An 18,706-nucleotide genomic window follows, 5' to 3' on the forward strand; every position below is an offset into this window, starting at 1 on the left:
CAAGAAGAGGTGAGGCGAGGATCGCCCCACCTACTCTCCTTATTCCGGTACTTTTACGTCCGGATACGCGTTTTTGACTTTTTTGTAGAACTCAGCAAGTGCTTCGTCTTTTGATTTTTTACCTTGGACGTATTCCATGACCGATGCACCATACAATGTATCGAGCTGCTGGTCATACTTCGTGACGATTCCTGGTGTGATCTTGTCTGCTTGATCAAGGAAGAACTCATAGTTGTTCTGTCCGCCGAGAAACTCATCTTTGAAGTCGGTCTTGATTTTTTCAGTAACTGGTTTGTACGCTAACACGTCACCTGTTTCTTTTGCCCAATCTGTTAAGAACGCTTCGTCTTGCGTCATCATCTTGACGAAATCATACGCAAGCTTTTGTTTCTTCGAATCTTTGTAGACACCTAACCACGTACCACCCCAGAAGTATGGGCTCGGTCCGCTTGTGACCGCCCAGTCACCCGCTGATTTTTTCGCGTTTTCTTTGAGGACACTGTGAAGACCCCATGTCGGGAGGACGTAAGAGAAGACTTCTGTTTCAGTCTCTTTACCGTTTTCTTTAACTTTGACCGGTTTATCCATCCCTGCGAACCATGATGGTGACCATTCTGGTGCGAGTGCCGTATATTGTTTCGTCCGGAGTTCTTTTGCGTAATCCATGTAATCTTTCTTGTCTTGCGTCAAGACAAGCTCTTGCTTATCGTTGACCCAAGGTTGTGGGTCGTTCCCTTGTGCGAACCAACGAATCGATCCTTCATCCGGGAACATCTTGTAGCCTTTGCTCTTCATTTTTTCAGCGACTTCGAAGACGCCGTCCATCGAGTCCATCATGCCGCCGATTTCTTTTGGATCGTCTGTACCGAGAACTTTTTTCGCGATGCTTCGTTTGTAGTAGACGCCACCTGGTGTCGTTTGCCATGACAGCGCACGCACGTTGCCGTCCTTATCTTTCCCCATGTCATAGACGTACGGAATATAGTCATCTTTGACTTCGCCTGCGTTGAATGGTTTTTCAGAGAGGTTCGCCCAGTAGCCGGCATCAACCCACTGTTTCAAGAACGCGATCTCACCTGTGAAGATATCCGGTGCGCCGACGCCACTTTCAAGAGCTGGTTTCAACTTCGTCGGGTAGTCGGCGATTGGCACGATCGTCAATTCGACTTTGACTCCGTTTTTCTCTTCGAACTTTTTGATAGGCTCTTTTAACTCATCCGTGAACGACCAGATTTTCAAGACTTCTTTCCCGCCGCTCGTCTTTTCTTCGCTGCTACCTGAACATCCAGCAAGGACGCTTGCTGTTAACGCACCGACTGTTAACACGCTAACTAATTGTTTCTTCATCTCATCTCATCCTTTTGTTAAGTATTCCGCTTGTAAGTAAGCGGTTTCAATTAATTATTCAAAAATACCGAAAGCGCTTTCGAAAAGGCTTTAAAAAAATTCCCGAAAGCCCTTTCGGAAAAAGTGATAAAAAATGATTTCGAAATCGCTCTCGCTTTTCCTCACTGACAACAAGCGAGAGCGATTCCGAAACAACCATTGTGTTATTCAGGTACTGGACCTGTCGATTGACGAACCATCAAGTTAACCGGAATGACATCACGTGTCGTAACCCGTTTTTTGTTGACGATCTGTTCAATCAAGACTGATGCTGCATGTTGACCAATCGTTTCCGTATCTTGTCGGACCGTCGTCAACTTCGGTGTAATGTATTTCGCGACATAGATATCATCGTACCCAACGACTGAGATGTCTTCTGGAATCTGTAACCCGGCTTCATGAATCGCTTCAATCGCACCGATTGCCATTTCATCCCCGGCAACGAAGACCGCTGTCGGTCGTTCAGGTAATGCTAGCAATTCGTTCATTGCCCGCTTGCCTTCTTCCCCGGAAAAGAATCCACCGTTGACGAGATATCCGTCCGGAATCGGCAAATCAAGTTGTTCCATCGCTTGCTGATAGCCTTCAATCCGCGCTCTTCCCGCATCTGTCGACGTATCCCCCGCAATGTGGGCGATCAACCGATGACCGAGTTCGTGCAAATGATTGATGGCGAGTGTGCCACCAGTGATGTTATCCGAGTAGACGACACTACAATCGGCACTGTCCATGTCGACGACGACGATCGGAATCGTACTTTGAATCAACTCCTGGACGTGCTGGTCCATCTGATCGGAGCAGATGACGACGATGCCGTCGACTGCCCGGTGTCGGAAATGCTCGAGGTAACTCATATCACGATTGCGTAAGTTTCGCGATGCGAAGATGAGGTCATACCCTTGTTGTTCTGTTGCTTTTCGGAAACTCTCAATGATCGCGTTGAAGAACGGATGCATCATTCCGACGCCATGTGCTTCCGAGAACATGACACCGATCGTCCACGAACGTTTCGTCGAGAGCGACTGGGCGTGCGCGTTCGGTAAGTATCCCATCTCGGCTGCTGCTTGGACGATTTTTGCTTTCGTCTTTTCGCTGACATCCGAATAATTATTTAAGGCTTTTGAGACCGTTGTAATTGAAAAACCGGTCATCTTCGCTAAATCATAAATTGTTCCCATGCTACTCACTCCATTTCACCGAAAGCGCTTTCGATAAATTTAGTATACGAAGTCTCTCTGGAAGTTGCAACCTATTTTTTTATGAAAAATCAGATAAATTGAAAACGTTATCATTTATACTGGATTCAATACAAAAAGAAATCGATTTTTCTTTTAATACGAACAAATGTTTGGTATACTTAAAAAAACACACTTCGCCTTTTTTAGAGAGGAGCTTTCCCATGCCCATTAATCCGTATCTTGTCTTCAACGGCAACACGCGTGAGGCACTGACGTTTTATGCACAGGTCTTTGGTCAAGAACTACCGGATATCATGGAGTTCGGACCAGGACCCGGTCCTGACGGTCAGCCCTACCCAGTAGAGATGCAGTCACTTGTTCTACATGCTGAACTGATCGTTCATGGTACCCGCTTAATGTTCTCAGACGCAATGCCGTATGATCCGGTCACGATCGGTCAGAACGTTACCTTGGCGCTCCACTTATCTGACGTCGATCTGTTACAGAAGACGTTTGATCAACTCGCAAAAGACGGCAACGTCATCATGCCGATTCAAAAGACATTCTGGAGTGAAGCATACGGAATCGTCGAAGATACGTTTGGTGTGCAGTGGCAAGTCAATCATGTAGAGAGTGAAGTGTCGGTGTGACCTTTAAACTCCTCGAGAACTCGAGGAGTTTATTTTTAGTCTATCAAGCCATGGTATACTTTGAAAAAAAGGGTTAGAAGGAGCGAATCACATGATATCGATGACGTTGCGACAACAACTCGTTCAAGCGATTAACGTACACGTGCATGCTCATTTTATTATCTTATTCGGCTCCGGAGCTACGGGAAACATGACAGACGATAGTGATCTGGATATCGCTTATTTAAGTGACCACCCCCTCTCCGCCTACGATCGATTTTTATTGGCCGGTCAATTAGCACGACTCGCTGGTCGTGAAGTTGATCTCGTCGATATAAAACAGATTGATCCGATTTTGACGATGCAAATCTTCACAGAAGGTTTAGTCATCGACTGTCAAAATCCGAATGAGCTGACACGACAACAAATGCGTGCATATAGCATGTATGCTGCCTTTTCTGAGGAGAGGGCTCCAATCGTACAGTCAATCAAAGATCAGGGGAGTGTTTTTTAATATGAACGATGTGTTGTTAAATAAGATAGCGACCATTGAACGTTGTTTATTAAGAATACAGGACGTCTACCAGAACGAACCTAGTCATTTAAAGGATTACACCAAACAAGATAGTATCATTTTGAACATCCAGCGTGCATGTGAGGCAAGTATCGATATCGCCATGCATCTAGTTCGAACACGGAAGCTTGGTCTACCTAAATCGAGTCGTGATGGATTTCACCTGCTCGAGGAAGCTCAGCTCATCGACGCTTCACTGGCTACTAGTCTCATGAACATGGTCGGATTTCGTAACATTGCAGTACATGACTATCAATCACTGAATCTAGACATTCTTCAAGCAATATTAGATCGTCATCTTAATGATTTTTTGACATTCACTCGAACTGTCATTGAACTAGAAGATTGATTCGCTACGAAGCTTTTTTATAAGTAAAGGCGATTCCGTAAATTGGAATCGCCTTTTGTTTAGCTATCGCTTAAAGAGTGAAATGCACACTTGGCTGAATTAACGGCTCCAACTAGTATTGTCTTATGTATGTGGAAAATTCTCCATTTTCACACACCTCCCTATTGTAATGTAGCCAAACAAAATAGAGTGATCTTTCAAATGTTTCTACAGGTTCAAAGCAATTTACAGGAATGGTTGATGATTTAAAGTATGTCATAGGCGTTGAAGAAGGAGCGTACTTTATGGATATCCAAACCTTTATCTATTTAGAGAACGAACAGAATCATGTGAACATCACAGAACAAGATCGCATTCAAGTATACATTCAGCAAAAAGAGGATTGGTTAGAAGATGGCTTTTTAAATCTAGACGGTACGATTTCTTTTACCCAGAATGGAATCATACAAGGAGCCGATCACTCAGACGAACTTGCACCACTATGGCAGTACTATGCAGACGCTTTGAAAAACTGTCTAGAGGATGGATCTGCTATATTCTATTACCCGAACACACCTATTGAAGTGTGTTTAAAAAAAGTAAATAACAATCGATTTTCATTAACCATTGATCAAGAAGAAGCTGTCTATAATACACTAGATTTCATTCAAACTTTTAAACAAGCAGCTCTATCTTTTCATCAGCTCGTCGAGGTTATTTCTGACCGAAAATACGAGGATGATTTACTCGAAAAAATCGAGAACTTGTCATAATGATAAAAGGCGATTCCGTGACTTGGAATCGCCTTTTAGTTAGCTCTCGCTTAAAGAAGTCGAACGCACAGTTGACTGAATCAACTGCTTTAACCAGAGTTGTCTTGCTTCTACTGAAAAATCTTCATTTCCGAATCTCTCTACTCTAAACGGAAGCATTTCTAACAACTGACGCTCCAGTTCTTGCCGTGCCTGTAAAATCGTAATCGTCCCTTCCACTCCTGATAAAGAGCGATTTACACCATATGCTTGCTCAGTGTAATAGGATACGAATCCGTCCGCCCATTCTGTCGGACGCTCGTTTAATGCTTTACGAAAGCTTTTTTCTACATCCGTTTGATCAACATAGACGAGAACGGGTTGTAACGGTGCGATAATCGTCGCTATACGTTCAATATACGCTCGCAACGTCGCTTCCGGTAAATCGTATTTGATGAGCCCCATCGTCAATGGATTTTGCAAGAAGCAGCATTCAAAAACATATGTTATATCCGTCGTTAACGCTTGAGCGACGAACGTTTCCCACTTTTTAAAGATCATTGACTGATATAACTCAAATGGTAGTTCATAGATATCTCTTGCTTGCAGAAACGCAAGTTCTGCTTCAGGAATATCCTTTTCTGACTGCCACTGGCGATATGATACCAGCACGTAGTCATTGAACACCTCAGCAAATCGTAAGACATCGAGTGAAGCGTATTTACTTTGAAAGTCTATCCATTCATCCATCTTTAAGTATGCGACACTTTCATAATCCGCAGGATGGTTGAGATCACCTTCGATATGAAGGCGTGTATTGATTTGTTCCTTTTGAAATAGACGAGTTAATGCTTCAGCTGTTGTTGTTTTGCCCGAGCCTGGGAGTCCTTCGATAAGAAATAATCTTTTGGTCATAAAAGCCCTCTTTCAGTTAAAAAAGTATTAAATCATCATCCAATTATTTTTATAGTTTGTAGTATGGTAAATTAACAATATAATTGTTGCGATGTAAAGAATTTCAAAATACTGTGAGGTGCTTTTATTGGGTTGGAAATTAGATATTGCAGAAGCACAGGAAAGTTATTTATCGGAAAGCGATTTATGGCGTCTAACACAGCAATTCTTAATGCATTCAACTCATACAACTACCTATAAACATATTTTGATGAAAGCATTATTAGAGTCGACTGCTGAAACTGACGAGACAGGAAAAATCACTTTTTTAGAAATATCTAAGCATGTTTCAAAAATTTACTGGAATCTAGTCATTACACATGGATTGCGTCAGGTTAATGTAAAAAATGGACAAAGTTCTGTAGAGAAGATTTTAATAGATTTTCAAGAAACACATTGTATACCTTCAAACTGGAACTTTGAAAAATTATCTACAGCTCATCAAAACGAGTTAATTAAACTTATTAATATCGTCTACAAAAAGTATGTCTATGGTTCATTTTACTCGTCATTTGATGGAACAATTTATTCTTTTAATAAGAAGGAAGAATGGATTAAACTTGTACCTAGTTATCTAGTTTTCTTCGAAAAGTACAAGCGTATCTTAATGAACATTACAAATTATCAGCTATCTATATTCTTAGAAAAGTATAATTCTAGTCATTTAATGAAAAACATATTAAGTAAAGTCGAATTTGTATCAGCAAGACATTCTTTAGCTGAGTTTAAAAATATACTATTGCTCCATGGTCAAACTACTTGTTTTTATTGTCATAAAACATTACAAAAAGTACACGTAGATCATTTTATCCCGTGGTCTTACACTCAAAATGATGTACTTTGGAATTTTGTATTGTCCTGTCCCACTTGTAACACAAGTAAAAATAATAAAATTGCACAAAAAGATTTTTTGTACAGCTTGATAGATCGAAATGAACAATTAAATGCTGTAATTCATATGAGAAACTATACCGAAAATAAGCTGAAATATACTTACGAATATGCCATTCAAAACGGATTTAAAATATGGACTCCAAATAGAACCTACTAATTATTGATTTTTTTGGTATACAAAATATAAGTAGGTTCTTACTTCTTTTAGAGATGATCTTTAAATAACTTTTCTGTAACTAAACGATCTCTATAGTTTTGTAACGATTCTTCATTCTTAAATTCATATAACAATTCGATGTAACGGTCTATTGCATTGCTTCCACTGTTTTTGATGAGTGTTTCATATAAATGAGACACTCCGCCAGCAGCGTAGTTTTCAATTCTCTGTAACTCTTCTTTCCCAGGTTCAACTTCTCCAAACTCATCATAAATAATAGAATTAATAAGTAATTCGTCATCAATTGAAAAAACAGATTCATTAAAAGACTCAGCATTTTTACCCCTTTTAAACGCAATCACTTTACCGGTTTCACGTCCAATCATTAATCCAGCCATAAAAATATCTTTAAACGTGTTGAAAAATCCAAATTCTCCTTCGCGATGTAACTCATCGTATTCATGTTGTTGTTCTAAACTTCGTGATAGTCGCATGTTAAATTCGTCCTTCCACTATTTGTGTAAACTCTAATGCATTATCCTCAATGTAGTGTAAGGTGTATTCTTTTCCTGCATGTTTGCTTAATTGATTTTCCACCTCACCATCCCATTGAGAAGTTGAAACTATAACAATTACTTGATCAGATAATTGGTGTATACCTTCTGCTACTCGTTTTCTATGATCAGCATCTAATGCCCCAAATGGAGAATCCATTACAAGAGGATACACAGCTTTCATATTTGCACCTTTTATCTGGAAATCACTATTAGGTTTTTCAGCTTTTTTACGCTGCATATCAACAATGGCACCAATAAATGCAAGACTCGTTAATTGTCCCTCGCCTTGTGACATCCCTACTTCCTCATGACTGTTATCGGTAACAATTAGTTCATAATCACTAGTCATAGTAACGTTATAATTTTTCCGAAGAAACTTAGAAAACACTTCTTTTATTTGAAAAGCAAGACGTTTTCTAACGTCTTCTTCTTGAAATTCTAAAAGACGACTAATTACTTTTTCGAACTTCATAGATGTATTTAAACTGTTTTGAAGATTTAACTCTTTTAAATTCTCCCTTTCTTTTTTAGCTATTTGTTTTTCAAATAAGTCTACTTTCATATTTAATTCTTCACGTTGTTTTTCATAATACATAATCATTGCTCTTTGCTCTTGAATTGAATGCTCAAGTTGAGTAAATTTCTTTTGTAAATCAATTAATTCTGGATTGTTTTTTGATCCTTTATTAACATTAAGTTCGGCAATCTCTTGTTGAACCGTAACGATATCTTTCAGTTGTTGATTTCTTTGATTTGAATATACACGTACTTGCTCAAATATATTTTTCCTTTTTTCTTTAATTCCATTCATTTTTTTATTTAAGACCTGTATCCCATTATACTGTGAATAAGCAGAAGACGTTCTTAAATGCGCAATATGCTCTTTTTCATGTTCTGAGATTGGTCGACCACAAATACAGAATTCCTCTTTTTCTAATTTTTCTAGAAATTCTTTATCTAAATACGACTCAAGGCGATCGTCATTTTCAGATTTATTTTCAATTTGTTGAATAAGGGAAAGCGACATGACAAGATGACCATTACTACTTAAGAGCTTCGCTAATTCATTTTCAATAGAAACTAGTGCTTTCTGCAGACGTTCTAGCTCTTTTTTCTTGGAATCATACTCGATTTGTATCGCTCCAATTTCTGCATCTGCCTGAAGTTTTTCATCAACTACTTTAATTTCTTCTTGTAACGCTACGATATTACTTCTAGCATCTGAAAGCCTATTTATTAATTTTTCTTTTTCATCATTTAGCTCATTTCTATTAATTATTAGCTCTTGATATTCACCTCCATTTTTTTTGGCTAGCTCTTCTTGAAAGTTTTTTTTCGCACTTTGTAAATGTTTTTTTGCTGCTACAAATAAATCCAGACCCATCATTAATTTTATTGATTCCTTAATTTCGTTTTTCGCTCGTTGCTTACCCAAGTTGTCAATTCTTTCACCATCGAAAAAGAAAAATGAACTCAGCTTTTGCGGAATAATTTTATCAATTGTATCAGAAACACTTTTAATTATTTCTCCTTCACCTGATTCATTGATTCTTTTCAAAAGTACTTCTGTTTTTTTGGAAGGATGATAAGCAGTACCATCAAACTTATGATTTAAAAATCGTTCAATCTCAAATTGATGACTTCCATCTTCAAAATATAGCTTTACTGAAGTAGTTATCTCAGCCACACCTGTTAGCGAAGACTCTCGTACAAATCTTCTATTGATTACTTCATGGGAATTGGGTAAATTTAACGGTTTACCATACAAAACCCATAGAAAAGCATTGATTAGCGCTGTTTTTCCTGAACCGTTTTCGCCATGTATAACGGTTACGTTATCAGTTTCACCGTAAGCAAAACTAATAGATTGCTGACCATAATATTGTCGAAAATTATTTAGTATTAGTTTTTTAATGATCATCAGTTATACAACCCTTTCAAAAGACGTACAATTTCTCCAACAACATCTCCGTTTGATCCACTCTTAGTACTTAAATAAGCGTCTTCAAGATTTAAAATTTTTGAAAAAGCCAATTTTTCTTCTATAGTAAAATCTCGAAGTTCTTCTTCTAATACATCTTGCAAAGTTTTTGATTCCTCCATTAATTTTCCCTCTTTTCTCATAGATGTTGTAAGCTATATAAATTTTTTAATTTAAGTAAAGACTGCGAAGCTTTGGGACCATTGATAGCAAGCGAAGCAAATTCTTGAACTCTCTTTAATTCCTTTTCTAGTAATCCTCGCTCAATATTAAAATCTGTATCTGACAACTGATTTGTATCTGAAATTTCCTGAGAAATAACAATAAAATCATGTAAAATAGCAAACTCCTTACCTTTTGCTTTTCTTAATACTCGCCCTCTTCGTTGAATAAATTCTTTTGGATTTGAGCTACTAGCTAAAATATAGGCAGTTCGAGTATTAGGAATATCAACGCCTTCGTCTAAGCATCTAATGGCAACTAATGTTTCGATATCCCCATTATCAAACTGATTCAACAATTCACGCCTTTGCTTATTATCTTCTTGAGATGTATAACTGCTACTGTAAATACCTAATCGTTTACCCATCATTTGAATCAGTCGATCTACTTGTCGTTCCCCTTCTTTCTTTTGGTCACCACAGTAAACTATCGTATGTCTTAATTCTCCTGCATCTTTTTGCTCTTTTAAAAGTTTTTCAAGTAATTCTTCCTTATTCTGAGCGCTGTTAACTAAACGAGCACGCTTTATTAAAAGTTGCTCTAAATATTCATTTTTATGATCGTCACCTTGAGCAGCAAATAATTTCGCGATTTTTCTACTCAATACCATGTACTCCTCGCGCTCATTTTCAGTTAACACTACAATATGTGGATGATAGTAATATGGCGTTAAATATCCCGCCTGAATAGCATCACTCAATTCATATTTAAAAATAGGTTCGCCTCCAAAATACGAAAAAATAGCTTCCGTTCCTTCATCATCGTTCCATCGACGGGGCGTCGCAGACAATGCGAGACGATATTTAAAATGATTTGGTAATGAATTAATTGATCTTGATGTTCCAATATTATGAGCCTCATCGACAATAATTAGACTCTCTGTTGAAAGTCTTTTTAGTTGGAGTTGAACATCTTTTGACATTTTTAGAGTCTGCATGGTGGTAATGAAACACAACACGTCTTGATTACCGATATTGTATTGAGTGATTTCACTACTAGTTAAATCAAACCATTGACTTCGATTTTGATAAATACGTATTGGTTGTAGGCCAAATTCAACGGCATTTTTCGCCCACTGATCCACTAAATCAATTAGTGGACAAACTATGATAATTGCTAAGCGTTTCTTTTCATTAAATAATCTGTTAGCAGCTGATAGTGCTGTCAGCGTTTTACCTGTACCAGTCGCCATTTCAAATAATCCCTTATAGTTGTTTTCTTCCCAAGTCGTTATGGCTTGCCTTTGATAGGGATGAAGATTTAACCATTTTGGAATTTCATAAGACTTTGGTTGCATAATTTTCTCAACTCCATCATCAGAAAGAAAATTTTTGTTATACTTTGATTGTAATCTTTTTAGCAAATAATTGTTATTTTTTCTATTGTTAGGGCCTGTAAATAATAAATTCAACTTTATATAAGGAGTAAGTAATATGAGTGAAAGTACTTTTGATTTTTTAAAAGAATACAATGAAGATGCATTTGCATTAGCGCTCGATATGGAAAGACAGTATCATATTGATCCCGATGCAGCGTTAACATATTCACGTAAGTTTATTGAAGAACTTGCGAAGGATTTGATCTGGAGAAAAAAATTAACTCGAAGCTCTATTCCTTTGATAGAGATGATTCGTTTAATTCAAGGAGTACACGTACTTTCTAGTAAATCAATCGATGATTTGCATTATGTAAGAAAACTTGGAAATAGTGCTGCTCACGGTTCTTCCACTGAAAGTAGCATTCATTTGCCACGTGTTCACAAGGCAATGTTTGATATTGCAGTAGACTATGCTACGCGACACTTTGATGTACCTAATCTTCCACACTATACGTTACCTACCATCCCCTCCTTGGCTTCGCCTCAAATGGATGAAAAAAGCGTAAAGGATATCTTAATGAAATTACTCGGAGATAATGGTTTGACTGTTGCACCTGTAGCTCCTCCTAAAGATACTCAATTGATTAAAGAAACGATGCGTCCTGCTATTCGCTATTTAAATAGCGATATTCAAGATAACTACCTTTATACCTATCTTTCTCGCTTACAAGAAACATCTAAAGATGCCGTAGAAAATGGTAACGATCCACTGGGAGAACTCAGTGATTATTTACACGTGGATCGTAAAATCCAATTAGAACTTGTCGAGAAATTAAAGACTACTTCTGAAAAACAACTTATTTTACTATGTGGGAATGTGGGTGACGGTAAATCCCATTTATTAAGTTTCGTTCAGAAAAAATATCCTGACCTTCTTTCTGATTATACAATTTATAACGATGCTACAGAAAGTTTTGATCCCACCAAAAATGCTGTAGAAACACTATCAGAACGCCTTAAAGATTTTTCTGATCAACATTTACAAGATGATTTAAATTCTTCGAAAATGATTCTTGCAATCAATATTGGAATGCTTGCTAAATTTCTTGATTATTCAAATGAAGACTCTGAATATACTTATTCATCACTTAAAGATTTTGTAGATCAAACAAATGTATTAAAGCCAGGGACTACCTCAAACGCTCTTTCACAATCATTTACGCTATTTAGTTTTTTAAGCTACCAACCTTACGAATTAACAGAGGATGGACCAAAGTCAGCTTTTTATTCAACGTTACTTGAAAAAATTTGTTCTGATACTCCAAATAATCCTTTTTATGATGCATATCGTATAGATCGAGAAAACGAAATTGATACAATTTTACATCGTAATTATGCATTGTTGAGCCAAAAAAATATTCAAGATCAAATTGTACAAGTCTTAATTGAATTAATTGTAAAACATCATGTTTTGATTTCAGTGCGAAACTTCTTTAATTTAATTTCTGATCTATTAATTCCTGTTAACTGGAACGAGTTAAAGCAGGTTACTGTCAAACCATCTATTATGCTCGAGAACGGTTTACCCGAACAATTATTCAATCGTCCAGAGCGTTCTAATTTGCTAAATCAAATTGCTAAACTTGATCCGCTAAGAACGCGTCATCGTGAGATTGATGACCTCTTCCTTTCTCTTTATACAGGAGGAGAAATTGATGAGATTATAGAGCACTTAGACGAAAATGCTCAATCTTTTTACTCACCCGATCAAGTAGACAGTATACAAGAATGGACGGGTCAGCTCATTCGACTAATGGTTTTAAGTAATCCAGAATTCGCAAAAAAAATTCTAGATTCAGTCTATCAAAATTATCTACAATTCCTCTATCAATATAATAAAGGCGATACACGTCGTTTACAGCCTTTATATGAAATCAGTAGTTCCGCTTACTATAAGTGGTTTGGATCTCCGAAACCATTTTACGTTTATACAAAAAAAATCACGAAGCGTCATCGTATTGCATTTAAAGCGGAAATCGAGGGGAATCCATCAAATATTAAATCTAGTACGGAAACTATTCTAAGTAAATTTAGTTCAACCATACTTTTAGATTTTAATAAAAAAGGTGACGAAAATAACCTTGCTAAACTAGAAATTGATTATCCTCTATTTCAATTGTTTATGGACATTCAAGATGGTTATCGTCCTACTAAAGAAGACGATCACCGTTCAATAAAATTTCTAGAATTTGCCGAAAAAATTCACGAAATGTGTACCTCGTCTTCAGAAATAATGATTGTAACGGAAGATTCTAAACAAGCATATTTACTAAATCAAGATCGTTTTGGAACACGAAGCTTCAGACATATGGGAACTGCGGAGGACTAACATGGAATTACTAAGAGGAGTTATTGAAAAAAAGGTTATCACACGAACAAAGAGAGAGTTAAATGCGTTTCGTCAGATGTTTCCATTTAACACTCACGTTTCAAAATTAAAAGCCGATGAGACATTTAAAGAACACTGGACAAATGAGTTTGCATCTTTCGCACGCTTAATTAGTGGCTATAAAGCTGATTATTCAGTTGACGATCAAGTTGTAGATTTTGAGCCTCTTTTAAATGAAATGTCCATCGAGACTGAAGATGAAGATGAATTTGTTGCATTATTAAATGAATTGTTAGTTACAGGTGAAACAAAACAACAGCTTCAACATCCAAGCATGTTACTTCATTTGGAAAGTGCCGAAATAAAAAATCGTGTTTTCAAAATTTCAGATTATCTTTACGATTTATGTAAAGATAATGCTCTACTGCAAGATTTATTTAAAGCAAACAAACAAAATAATGTTCTACAAAATATTTTCTCTGAGTTGAAGCCTGAACTAGAACCAATAGATAAAAAACCCGCTTCTTTTGATCATAAATTGCCTTGGATAGGTGATTTATTTGCTGACGATTTATTATTTTTAAGAAAACATCCTGATTTCTTCGTAAAGTATGCTGACTTAGTTGCATACTACTATACCTTCTTTTTGCTAAGCCAGAATGTTGTTAAGCTATCTTTACTCGAACATGCTGATTATAAGCAGAATACTGTTGAGCCTCTTTATTTTACGTTGGATTGGGAATCTACTGTTTCAAGCAGACGCGATGCGGTTCGAAAAGGATTTAAATACTTAGACGAAATGTCTACTAAGCTATTTAGCACGCAACTTACATTAGCTCAATTAAGTTGCAACACAGAAAACTCAGAGTTAGAAAAAATGATGGATTTTCCAACTCTCAAATCAATATTTGATCAATTATCAAGCGAAGAACAGGAAAAGTGGATTCAAGAAGTAGACACGCAAGCTGCATCTATCATCGAAACGTCTAAGCTTCAGCATAAAATTACGCAGAGCTCAACATTTTTAGACTCAGTCAAACAATTGATTTATGTTATGGAAATATCTTCTCCTGAATCTGCTCAAAAGCGTTATGGTAGCGGTATAACAGAAATCGCAAAAGTACGACTTGTAAAACAACGTGGTAGAAACGGAAATGTATTATCGCTCAATCAAGAAGTTCTGACTATGTTCCTCATAGTGATTATTCGATCTTCAAAAATGCGTCTTCAAGATGTTTATGTCGAACTCGAAAAGCGCGGTATTTTCTTAGATCGATATAGCCGTGTTGAATTTGAAAATACGCTAGAAAGAATGAGCTTACTTATAAAAATGAGCGATAGCGGGGAGGCACAGTATGTCAAATCAATTTTATGATTATTTATCACTGCATATTAACGACTATTTCATTAAAAATCCACCTAACAGTGGAGACAAATTTTTCATTCGCTTTGACCATCAAGAAGAAGTTACACAATTTTTATCATCAATAAAAAATAAGATTTCAGCAGATTTTTTAAGCCCTTTTGAATACACACATGAAGGACAAAGTTCCTTTCATTCCTATTCGATTCAGTATGGAGGTACAAAATTAATTTTAGCAGCTCAAAGCTCTTCTGTTACTGCTGACTATTTAGTATTACTTCGAAATCTAGTAAGTCAGCAACAAGAACATTGGCAAAATACAGCACTTCTAATGATACTCCCTCAACAGTTAGATAGTATTGAGGGGGGAAGTCGCAATTTGCAAAAACAAGGAATGCCACTTCATGTAAAATCTCTTATCCAGTCTTTAAAAAATGATGTAGAAAATAAACTTTTTAATGAGTCAGATCAAGCACTAATGTCTTATTACTTATCTCAGTTTATAGAAGATCACGGGGATACTGGAAATGTAAACTTTATGGATTTTGAACCTATTCTTGATGTTTTAGCAAAAGGAAAAGTTGCAACGAGTGATTATGAAAAGTTAGGTTTTTTTAAAGACGATTTAACTCAGTACGTAGGAACAAGAAATATTGAATTACGACTTAAAGAAAACCAAGAACTTTATCAAATCATTCAAGATTATCATCTTTATAATGTGGAAAAGGTTCTCGATCGAAAATTTACTCCTGAAGGACAAAAAAAATTGAAGGCTGATGGTTGGAAAGATTTAAGTTATTCACAAGTTAATTCATACATTGAACAAACAAAGAAAAAGTTCGAGTTAATAAATTCATCAGCTAAACAAAACAATAAAAAGTTAAGTCTATGGGAAGTACCTAAAAGTAGTTCAGCTGCTGGTCGGAAACATCGTCATATAATTATTTTTAATCCAGAAGCGCTAGAACAAATCACTCTCACTTTGGAATTCAATATTGATGGTGATCACAAAATGCCTAAAAGTATTAAGTCCTCTGGAGCTAGTTATAAAAATATCTCCGGTAAGGCAAATGTATCGTTTGAACACAGTGGTAAAAAATTAAAAGTACTTTTAAACGACTTAGAACACCAGCCTTTTCATGTCCATACTGAATACACTCATGTTCGTGGTTTAAAAAACAATTTCTATATAACTATTCTTCCTTTTGACGAAGAATTAATTTCTAATTACAAAGCATCTTATTCTAATGGTTGGACAAACGACCATCCTTATCTCTCTTTAGAAGACTCAGAAGGTCAAATACGTATTGGGAATCCTAATTTTTCACATCCTGAAGAACATACTATAACGAGCTCTAAAGAAACAATTAAAGTGTATAAAGAGACGAACGCAGCATTCTCTTTCGATCCTGACTTAATGGATGGCAATCAAGTTCTAAAGGTGAATTTGCAAGTCGAGGAATTTAATCCGATCGAATTACTAATTTCTGATTTACCTAATAAACCTCACCCAATCACTGGTACTCGACTTTGGCAAATGAAACGAGAGAAAGCATCTTCTGTTATTGTTTCAGGAAAACGCCTAATCATTGGAAATGAACAGTTCTATGATCATGCTGAATACCGTCAGTTTATTCATTACGAAACTCGCTGGATTGAAGAAAGCATGTTCACCGGTATTATTCAAAACGGAGAACTTTTTGCTAATGAAGATTATGAAGTACAAAATCTTCCTTTACGAGAGGCATATAATCGCTTTGTTAATTATTTTAAAGGACTCAATAGTGTTCCTTTTTATGAAAAAATTGATGAAAATTATCTAAGTGTGGCAGTTCCTTATTTGAACGCCTATACTCATTTTGTTGAAAATCTTAGCTCAGATACTAAATTAATGGAAGATGGACTGGGTACCGATCGTCTAGGAACTATTTATTCAGTCGATCAAAATCAAGTGTTCTTGACGCCCTTTCATCCATTAAATGTTGCTTATCAAATTGAACTCTACAATCAGCTACAGAGCACACATGTAAATTACTCTATCATTAATCGATTACGACCTGACGCCCTTCTACCGATACTCAGTTATCAACCTGACGGAAGAAATCAGCAGTGGTACAAGCCTGAAAGCCAGAACATAGCTCCTGAATGGATTACGTATAAACCAATTGATGAACTTGCTATCGTCGACGCAGAAAAATTCTTAGACAAAGTCATATTCGATAAAATGAATCAATTCATTAATCATTTCGACTTTTTATTTAATACCGAAACAAAAGCTTCTTTAAAGTTGAATGTTATTGAGATATCAAGTGGACAACCGATTCTAAAAGGCATTGTTTCTTGGATGTTCAAACAAATAGAAAAATATGGTGTGGATCGTTTAATCCCTGTAGAGGTTCGTCTATATAATCAGCATTATGAACCTGGACACAAGGACTTGGATGATTTTTCACAGTATGATTTCTTCAATGATCTTGAGCATCAATTTGATGATCTTCGGTCCCTTATGAAGAGAAGTAGTAATTATCTCTTTGAAGATTTAATTCAAATCGTTCGCTCTCACTTAAAGTTTTATCGATTTAATCAAAGTAGTAAATTCGAATATGCACACATCAGCTTTTACAAAATGCGTGGAAAAGAGAGCATCTATCCAGATCGAGCAGATAATATGAAGACTGGAATGGCCTTAGGCGGGCTTTATTCTACTTTGTCCGCTACAATTAATAAAAGCTCTTATTTGAGCGGATTCGGAACAAAGTTGTATCCTATTGAGGAACAAGAGACACTTGCAAAGGTCGCATATGCAGTAAATGAATTTAATTTCAATATGCGTGATGCAGGAAATAATCCTTACTCAAAAGGAACTGTTGCAGTCTCCTCTATGAAGGTCTTACCAGATGATACTTTTACTGAAATTTACGAGCAATCTCATTGGGTAACCTTCATTGAGCCTACAGTCGACCTAGGATACTTTCATGGAAATAAAAACGTAGATCAAGACTTGCTTGTCATTCATTATAGCGACCAGTACACTTCATCATTCCGTTACGATGCTATCACGGTTACTAATAAAGCAGGCCAATACCAATCCATCGTAAAAGAGTTTTTCAAGGCGAATCCGATGATTCATCATGAACCAACTGATCAACACATTGTACAAGCTATCAAAGCCTTTAATACCATTAATGGTGAGTGGCTCCTTGAAATGATTAGAAGAGGAATAGAAAGTCCTGATAAACGAAAGCACTTCAGTCGAGAGAAATTTAGTATTCTTTCAGCTGTTCGATACGCACTTGCTCTATTTGATCACCCTTCTATTACATGGGTTCCTATTTCACTTGAAGAAGTTCTTCGAGTTGCTGGTGCCGCTGGATTTACCCGTGATAGTGTATTCTCAGCCAAATCGTTAAATCGATCTGGAACTCATTCTGATGATTTACTTTTAATTGGTCTCGAAGAATCTGTTAGTGGATTAAAACTTCACTTTTTCCCTATTGAAGTAAAGATTGGTATAAATGATGACAGTGTGATCAAAAAAGCAATTGAGCAAATCCAGCATACAAAAGATTTATTCCGTACCAATCTTTATAATCGTGCCGATGATACTTTTGAAAACGATTATTATCGCCTCTTTTTCGCTCAACTCTTTTTAACAAATGCTAAAAAGATTCATGAAAGTGATCTTTGGCCAGAACGAAATAATTATGATTTTGAAAAACATCGTCAACCAGTTATTACAGCGTTGCTCAAAGGAGACTTCATAATTGATGATTCACTTGAATCACACCTTGGAGACGGAATTGTCCTTTCCTTTAAACAAGACGTTCCGAACGCTTCTCTCGTTAAAGGTGAAGACTATACACTGGTTCATTTACCAGAAGCCTTCGGAATTAGAGGTATTCTTCAACCAATTCAGCAAATCAAAGAGCAAATCGATAAAATTACAAGTGATATCAAAAAAGAAGATTTAATAGAATCTCTTTATACGCCTTAAAAAAATCAGCATCGGATACCCGATGCTGAT

General features: G+C 36.5%; 15 protein-coding genes. 8 read left to right on the plus strand and 7 right to left on the minus strand.

The features are described from left to right. Positions 1-39: 39 nt before the first annotated feature. Both N179_RS08950 and N179_RS08955 read right to left on the minus strand, forming a co-directional pair. A complete protein-coding gene (locus N179_RS08950; RefSeq protein WP_023466910.1) occupies positions 40-1,347 on the minus strand; it encodes an ABC transporter substrate-binding protein in 1,308 nt (435 codons plus the stop codon). 203 nt (positions 1,348-1,550) lie between these two features. Then, positions 1,551-2,564, minus strand: coding sequence for a LacI family DNA-binding transcriptional regulator (locus tag N179_RS08955; RefSeq protein ID WP_075642712.1), 1,014 nt, complete (start codon positions 2,562-2,564; stop codon positions 1,551-1,553). Between the two features lie 221 nt (positions 2,565-2,785). Between N179_RS08955 and N179_RS08960 the strand changes: the two genes are divergently transcribed. The 4 genes from N179_RS08960 (at position 2,786) to N179_RS08975 (ending at position 4,868) form a co-directional block, all read left to right on the plus strand. After that, complete coding sequence (locus tag N179_RS08960; RefSeq protein WP_058713427.1) at positions 2,786-3,214, plus strand: VOC family protein; 429 nt, start codon at positions 2,786-2,788, stop codon at positions 3,212-3,214. A gap of 91 nt (positions 3,215-3,305) precedes the next feature. Continuing rightward, positions 3,306-3,707: a type VII toxin-antitoxin system MntA family adenylyltransferase antitoxin gene (gene mntA / locus N179_RS08965; protein ID WP_035399111.1), complete on the plus strand. Its 402-nt coding sequence runs from the start codon at positions 3,306-3,308 to the stop codon at positions 3,705-3,707. A gap of 1 nt (position 3,708) precedes the next feature. Continuing rightward, on the plus strand, positions 3,709-4,116 hold the full coding sequence (gene hepT / locus N179_RS08970) for a type VII toxin-antitoxin system HepT family RNase toxin (RefSeq protein WP_058713429.1): 408 nt from the start codon (positions 3,709-3,711) through the stop codon (positions 4,114-4,116). Between the two features lie 284 nt (positions 4,117-4,400). Further along, the gene (locus N179_RS08975) at positions 4,401-4,868 is read left to right on the plus strand and encodes a hypothetical protein (protein WP_075642713.1); all 468 of its coding nucleotides are present in this window, start codon (positions 4,401-4,403) and stop codon (positions 4,866-4,868) included. A gap of 39 nt (positions 4,869-4,907) precedes the next feature. On the opposite strand, the gene N179_RS08980 is transcribed toward N179_RS08975, so the two are convergent. Further along, positions 4,908-5,762 (minus strand): P-loop NTPase family protein, encoded by an 855-nt coding sequence (locus N179_RS08980; protein WP_075642714.1) that lies wholly within the window; start codon positions 5,760-5,762, stop codon positions 4,908-4,910. A gap of 127 nt (positions 5,763-5,889) precedes the next feature. Here N179_RS08980 and N179_RS08985 point away from each other — a divergent pair, with 127 nt between their 5' ends. Then, complete coding sequence (locus N179_RS08985; protein WP_075642715.1) at positions 5,890-6,852, plus strand: HNH endonuclease; 963 nt, start codon at positions 5,890-5,892, stop codon at positions 6,850-6,852. Between the two features lie 47 nt (positions 6,853-6,899). Here the strand turns inward: N179_RS08985 and N179_RS08990 are convergent, their stop codons facing one another. The 4 genes from N179_RS08990 to N179_RS09005 are packed head-to-tail and all read right to left on the minus strand — an operon-like array spanning position 6,900 to position 10,909. Then, on the minus strand, positions 6,900-7,346 hold the full coding sequence (locus N179_RS08990; RefSeq protein WP_075642716.1) for a hypothetical protein: 447 nt from the start codon (positions 7,344-7,346) through the stop codon (positions 6,900-6,902). A 1-nt stretch (position 7,347) separates the two neighbouring features. Beyond that, the gene (locus N179_RS08995) at positions 7,348-9,330 is read right to left on the minus strand and encodes an AAA family ATPase (RefSeq protein WP_075642717.1); all 1,983 of its coding nucleotides are present in this window, start codon (positions 9,328-9,330) and stop codon (positions 7,348-7,350) included. After that, positions 9,330-9,512 (minus strand): hypothetical protein, encoded by a 183-nt coding sequence (locus N179_RS09000; RefSeq protein ID WP_075642718.1) that lies wholly within the window; start codon positions 9,510-9,512, stop codon positions 9,330-9,332. The genes N179_RS08995 and N179_RS09000 overlap by 1 nt, the downstream gene beginning before the upstream one ends. Before the next feature lie 17 nt (positions 9,513-9,529). Continuing rightward, positions 9,530-10,909 carry a DEAD/DEAH box helicase family protein gene (locus N179_RS09005; protein ID WP_075642719.1) on the minus strand — a complete coding sequence of 460 codons (1,380 nt, stop codon included), beginning with the start codon at positions 10,907-10,909 and terminating at the stop codon, positions 9,530-9,532. Positions 10,910-11,045: 136 nt separating this feature from the next. Here N179_RS09005 and dptF point away from each other — a divergent pair, with 136 nt between their 5' ends. Genes dptF through dptH form a run of 3 tightly spaced genes read left to right on the plus strand, consistent with a single transcriptional unit; the run spans position 11,046 to position 18,676 of the window. After that, the gene (gene dptF, locus N179_RS09010) at positions 11,046-13,319 is read left to right on the plus strand and encodes a DNA phosphorothioation-dependent restriction protein DptF (RefSeq protein ID WP_075642720.1); all 2,274 of its coding nucleotides are present in this window, start codon (positions 11,046-11,048) and stop codon (positions 13,317-13,319) included. 1 nt (position 13,320) lies between these two features. Continuing rightward, positions 13,321-14,694 carry a DNA phosphorothioation-dependent restriction protein DptG gene (gene dptG / locus N179_RS09015; protein WP_075642721.1) on the plus strand — a complete coding sequence of 458 codons (1,374 nt, stop codon included), beginning with the start codon at positions 13,321-13,323 and terminating at the stop codon, positions 14,692-14,694. Continuing rightward, positions 14,675-18,676 carry a DNA phosphorothioation-dependent restriction protein DptH gene (gene dptH, locus N179_RS09020; RefSeq protein ID WP_075642722.1) on the plus strand — a complete coding sequence of 1,334 codons (4,002 nt, stop codon included), beginning with the start codon at positions 14,675-14,677 and terminating at the stop codon, positions 18,674-18,676. Before dptG ends, dptH begins: the two co-directional genes overlap by 20 nt. The last annotated feature ends 30 nt before the right edge of the window (positions 18,677-18,706 follow it).

The sequence above is a fragment of the Exiguobacterium indicum HHS 31 genome, from assembly GCF_001939065.1.
Lineage (GTDB): Bacteria > Bacillota > Bacilli > Exiguobacteriales > Exiguobacteriaceae > Exiguobacterium_A > Exiguobacterium_A indicum.